Origin of the sequence: Deinococcus sp. (assembly GCF_018260405.1) — a bacterium.
In the GTDB taxonomy this organism is placed as follows: domain Bacteria; phylum Deinococcota; class Deinococci; order Deinococcales; family Deinococcaceae; genus Deinococcus.
Window position 1 is genome coordinate 1 of record NZ_JAGLBG010000139.1, and the last position, 4,720, is coordinate 4,720.

Sequence of the window (4,720 nt, forward strand, 5' to 3'; positions counted from 1 at the left end):
AGCGAGATCGAAGCGGGTACCCGCGACGCCGCCGCCGCGATCATCGAGGGCAAGCGGGCCACCTACTACGGCATCGGGGCGGCGCTGGCCCGCATCGTCGAGCGCATTGTGGGAGACCGCCGCGCCGTGCTGACCGTCAGTGCCCCTACCCCCGAATTCGGCGTGTGCCTGAGCTTGCCGCGCATCGTGGGGGCGGGAGGCGTGCAAGACACCGTGATGCCCCACCTGACCCAAGAAGAAGAGCAGGCGCTCAAAGCCAGTGCCGAGGTGCTCAAGAAAGCAGTGTCCAGCCTCTAAGCCTTGTCCCGGCCCTGAACTAGGCCGTGGCGACTTGACGCACAATGCGGCCATGCTCACGACCATCTATGGCAGCCCTCGCCCACTCGACTGGCTTTGTCTCGCGCCGCACCCAGACGACGCCGAGATCGGCGCGGGCGGCACCCTGATCAAACTGGCCCGCGCCGGAAAAGCGGTGGGCGTGCTGGAACTCTCACGCGGCGAGATGGGCACCCAGGGCACCCCCGAGGAGCGCGTAGCCGAGTGCGCCGAGGCCGCCCAGATCATGGGCCTAAGCTGGCGCGGGCAACTCGGCCTGCCCGATGGCGGCCTGGCCGACACGCCGCAGGGGGCGCAGGGACTGGCCGGGGCGCTGCGGGCCGTGCAGCCGCGTGTGCTGGTTGTGCCGCACCACCTCGACCGCCACCCCGACCACTTCGGGACGTATCAGTTGGCTAAACGGGCCATTCACCTCGCGTCGCTGAAAAAGGCCGAGATTGCGGGCGAACCCTGGCGCGTGCAGCGCGTGCTGCAATACCAGGGCAACGCCGACATCCGCGCCAACGTGCTGGTGGACATCGGCGACGTGATGGACCCCTGGGAAGCGGCCATCTATGCTCACCGCAGCCAGTTTGCGGGCGGTTACGTTTCCGAAACAGTGACGCCCGAGATCATCGAGCGGCGCAAGGGACGACTGACCTACTGGGGCACCCTGCTGCGCGTGAAGTACGCCGAGCCGTTCGAGGCCGAAGACGCGCTGCTGCTGGACCCTACGAGCCTGTAGCCGCCGCGCCGCATACAGGCGTTAAGCTGAGACCGATGTACCGCGCCGTCCCGACCGCCCTGCTGCTGGCCCCTTTGCTCCTGGCCCTGAACGCCTGTACCCCGCCCGCCCCGAAAAAGGAAATCGTGGGCCTGCGAACCTTCCAGTATCAGGGGGGCGACGTTCGGAGCGGCTCGGTGGACTACCCCGGCTCTCCCCCGGCGGGCGGCCCCTATAACGCCCTGTGGCAAAGCTGCGGCGCGTATACGGCTCCCATCTACGACGAGTACGCCGTGCATACTCTGGCGCGGGGCGCGGTCTGGGCGACCTACCAGCCCGGACTGGCCGCTACCGAACTGACTAGACTGGTGGCCGTGCTCAAAACACCCATCGAGGTCACGGTGCCCCAACCTGAGGGCAGTCAGCAAAAAACCCCAACGAAGAAGACCGTGACGGCCCTATCACTGCTCTCGCCGCGTGAGAACCTGCCCGCACCCATCGTACTGACCGTCTGGAACGCCCAGGTCAGTGCCCAGAGCGCCGACGACGAGAACCTCAGGCTATTCGTTGAGACTTACGGCCTGGCCCAGGACGCACCCGAGAGCGGGGCAGGCTGCGCGGGCGGCTTCGACGGAACGCGCTAGCCCAAGCACGTCCAGGCCTTGAAAAACAGGCTTTGGAAAACAGGCTTCAGAAAATCTTCCACTTGTAAAAGAGCCACGCAATAACCCCGGCCAGCGCAGTAGCGACGGCCATGACCAGCCAGAATCCGGCGGGATTGCTATGAAACGGCAGGCCCTCCACGTTCATACCGAAAAAGCCGCTGACCAGCGTAGGAATAGCGACCAGGATGGTGGTTACGGTCAGCACCTTGACCACCTGATTAACATTGTTGGAAATGACAGATGCGAAGGCTCCGGCCATGCTGGTCAGAATGTTGCTGGCGATGGTCGCCATTTCGATAGCCTGCAAATTCTCGATCAGCACGTCGTCGAGCAGGTCGGCATCTTCTTCATACATCTCGAAGATGCGGTCACGTTTGACGCGCTCCATCATGGCCTCGTTGGCCTTGAGACCAGTCATGAAGTACACCAGACTCTTTTCGAGCTTCAGCAAGTCGAGCAGTTCGCGGTTTTGCTGGCTGTTTTCCAGCTTGTCCTCGATGGCGTCGACCCGCTTGTTGATCTGGCGCACGTCGATCAGGAAGCGCTGAGCATTACGCAAAAACAGCTGCAAGGTCAGGCGGTTGCGCTTGACGGTACTCACGCGCCGCACCAGCCCCGAGAGCACGTCCTTGACGACCGGATTTTCCTCCAGGCTGCACACGGTCACGAGGCAGTGGTCGGTGTGCAAGATGCCCAGCGGCACCGTGTCGTAAGGAATATCGCTTTCCTCGGGCAGGCGGTAACTGGTCTGCATAATAATCAGCAGCTGGCCCTCATCACGCTCGAAGCGGGAGCGCTCATCAGGGTCGAGCGGGTAAGACAGGTAGTCGAGGTCCAGGCCCGTTTCGCGGCTTACGCGGGCCAGTTCCTCGGGGGTTGGAGCTGCGGCATTGATCCAGCAGCCCTCGGTATAGCTGCTCAGCGTGGTCAGCTTGCCGCCGATGCTGCGGTAATAGGTCAGCACGGCCCACCAGCCAGCGCCGCCTGAATCAGAATTTGGGTTGAGACATAACGCATACGTCCTCCAGGTACAGGGATGGCGTGGGGGGCAAACTGGGCGGTTCTCCGGGGTCCAGATGTTCGGTATTCACGTCATCACCTCCTTTAGGCGCGGCCTGCTGGCGTAGCGTGTCATGCTAGCGGGCCGGACGCAAAGAGTACAAGGGCCAGGTCAGGGGGCCTGGCCACCAAAAAGGCCAGCAAAATGGGAGGGGTGGCAAGCGAGGCCGTTTCGACTGTGCCAGTCACGCGCCCCCCTCTGCGGGCTGTACCACTTACCCCTGCGCCGCCTTTTGGCACGAGTCCACTTCTGCCAGCAGCGTCCTATAAAGCTGCTTCCCAGGACACGCTTTGAGCACGGTGATGACCAGTAGGGTGGGATGCACCCGCCAGGCGAAGCGGGGCTGACATGACGGCCCTAAACTCAGGTTCTGGTGACTGTATCCGTGAGTGAAGTCTTTTTAACCTTTCTGCGCCTGGGTCTGACCTCGTTCGGTGGGCCGGTCGCGCACCTGGGGTTTTACCGTAGCGAATTTGTAGAGCGGCGCAGGTGGCTAAGCGACGCCCAGTACGCCGATACGGTGGCGCTGGCGCAGTTTCTACCGGGTCCGGCGAGCAGCCAGGTGGGCTTTGCCACGGGCTTCCTGCTGGCAGGCTGGCCCGGCGCCCTAGCGGCCTGGACGGGCTTTACCCTGCCTAGCGCCCTGCTGATGTTCGGCTTTGCGCTGCTCGTGGCGCGGCTGGGGCCTCTCGGGCACGCGGGCTGGCTGGTGGGCCTGAAGGTCGCGGCGGTGGCGGTGGTCGCTCAGGCGGTGGCTGGAATGTGGGGCAGTCTGGTGGCGGGCGAAGGCCGACCGGGGCAACTGCGCGTGGGCCTGACGCTGGGCACGGCAGCGGCGTTACTGACTGTTCCCGGCGCCTGGACACAACTGCTGGGGCTGCTGTTCTGCGGCCTGATCGGGTGGCGCTGGCTGCCGGGTACGGCAACGGTTCGGGCCGGGCAGCTGCCCGGCCAGCTGAAGGTCGCTTTGCCGCGCCGCACCGGACTGATCCTGCTGGCGGGCTGGGCGGCGCTGCTGCTGGGGCTGCCGCTGCTACGCCCGCTGGGCCCAGCGTTTGCCCTGGCCGACACGACCTACCGCGCGGGGGCGCTGGTCTTTGGGGGCGGGCACGTGGTTCTACCCCTGCTGCAAGCTGGATTCGTGCCGCAGTTGCTCGGCGCCGACACCTTCATTGCTGGATACGGAGCCGCCAACGCGGTGCCGGGGCCACTGTTCACCTTTGCCACCTATCTGGGAGCGGCCCAGCAGCGCCTTTCCCCGGCGCTGGGCAGCCTGATTGCCACGGTCGCCGTGTTTTTGCCGGGACTGCTGCTGATGCTCGGGGCGCTCCCCTTCTGGGCAGGTCTGGCGGCCCGGCCCGACACCCGCCGCGCCCTAAACGGCCTGAACGCGGGCGTGGTGGGCCTGCTCCTGGCGGCGCTGTACGACCCGGTCTTTACCTCCGGCATTCACTCGGGACGGCACCTGGCACTGGCGCTGGTGGCCTACGCTGCCCTCACTGCGGCCAGAGCGCCTGCCTGGGCCGTGGTGCTGGGCTGTGCGCTGCTCGGGGCAGTGGTGTTCTAATACGGACTGCCGCTTGAACCCGCGCCGCGTTGACTTGAGTCCAAGTGGAGGCGAGCAGGAAAAGACGCGGGTTTCGCAGTAGGGAGCGGCGGGCAAGGGCGCAGGCGGCGCTTTTCGAGGTGTGCCGGAATTGAGCGCAGTTCGTATCAGGACAACGGGGCAGACAACGGGGCAGGTCGGGAACCGTCAAGCTCAACAGCCTGAGCCGCGTTCCGCATAGGCAAAGTCCCTGGCTGGCGCTGTGCAAAGCAGCCGGGCCAGTAGAGTGCGAACTTCACAGCGAAGCCCGGTCTCCCTCTGGCATCTTGTTCCGTTTTCGCTTATACTCAGTGAGGTTGTTATGCCTATAGCAGAAATTATCAGTGTGGGAACCGAGCTTCTGTTCGGCG

The 4,720-nt window shown here is 64.8% G+C and carries 4 protein-coding genes and 1 pseudogene; 4 read left to right on the forward strand and 1 reads right to left on the reverse strand.

The genetic code is table 11. The features are described from left to right. The 3 genes and pseudogenes from QZ269_RS12100 to QZ269_RS12110 all read left to right on the forward strand — a co-directional run. A pseudogene (locus QZ269_RS12100) lies at positions 1-297 on the forward strand (L-lactate dehydrogenase); the annotation flags it as partial. 52 nt (positions 298-349) lie between these two features. Continuing rightward, entirely contained in the window at positions 350-1,060 is a 711-nt protein-coding gene (gene bshB1, locus QZ269_RS12105) for a bacillithiol biosynthesis deacetylase BshB1 (protein ID WP_291426961.1), read from the forward strand. Between the two features lie 35 nt (positions 1,061-1,095). Continuing rightward, positions 1,096-1,683, forward strand: a complete 588-nt coding sequence (locus QZ269_RS12110; protein WP_291426962.1) for a DUF3105 domain-containing protein — start codon at positions 1,096-1,098, stop codon at positions 1,681-1,683. Between the two features lie 46 nt (positions 1,684-1,729). On the opposite strand, the gene QZ269_RS12115 is transcribed toward QZ269_RS12110, so the two are convergent. Continuing rightward, positions 1,730-2,668, reverse strand: coding sequence for a magnesium transporter CorA family protein (locus QZ269_RS12115; RefSeq protein WP_291426963.1), 939 nt, complete (start codon positions 2,666-2,668; stop codon positions 1,730-1,732). Positions 2,669-3,137: 469 nt separating this feature from the next. Between QZ269_RS12115 and chrA the strand changes: the two genes are divergently transcribed. Further along, positions 3,138-4,331, forward strand: coding sequence for a chromate efflux transporter (chrA, locus tag QZ269_RS12120; protein WP_291426964.1), 1,194 nt, complete (start codon positions 3,138-3,140; stop codon positions 4,329-4,331). The last annotated feature ends 389 nt before the right edge of the window (positions 4,332-4,720 follow it).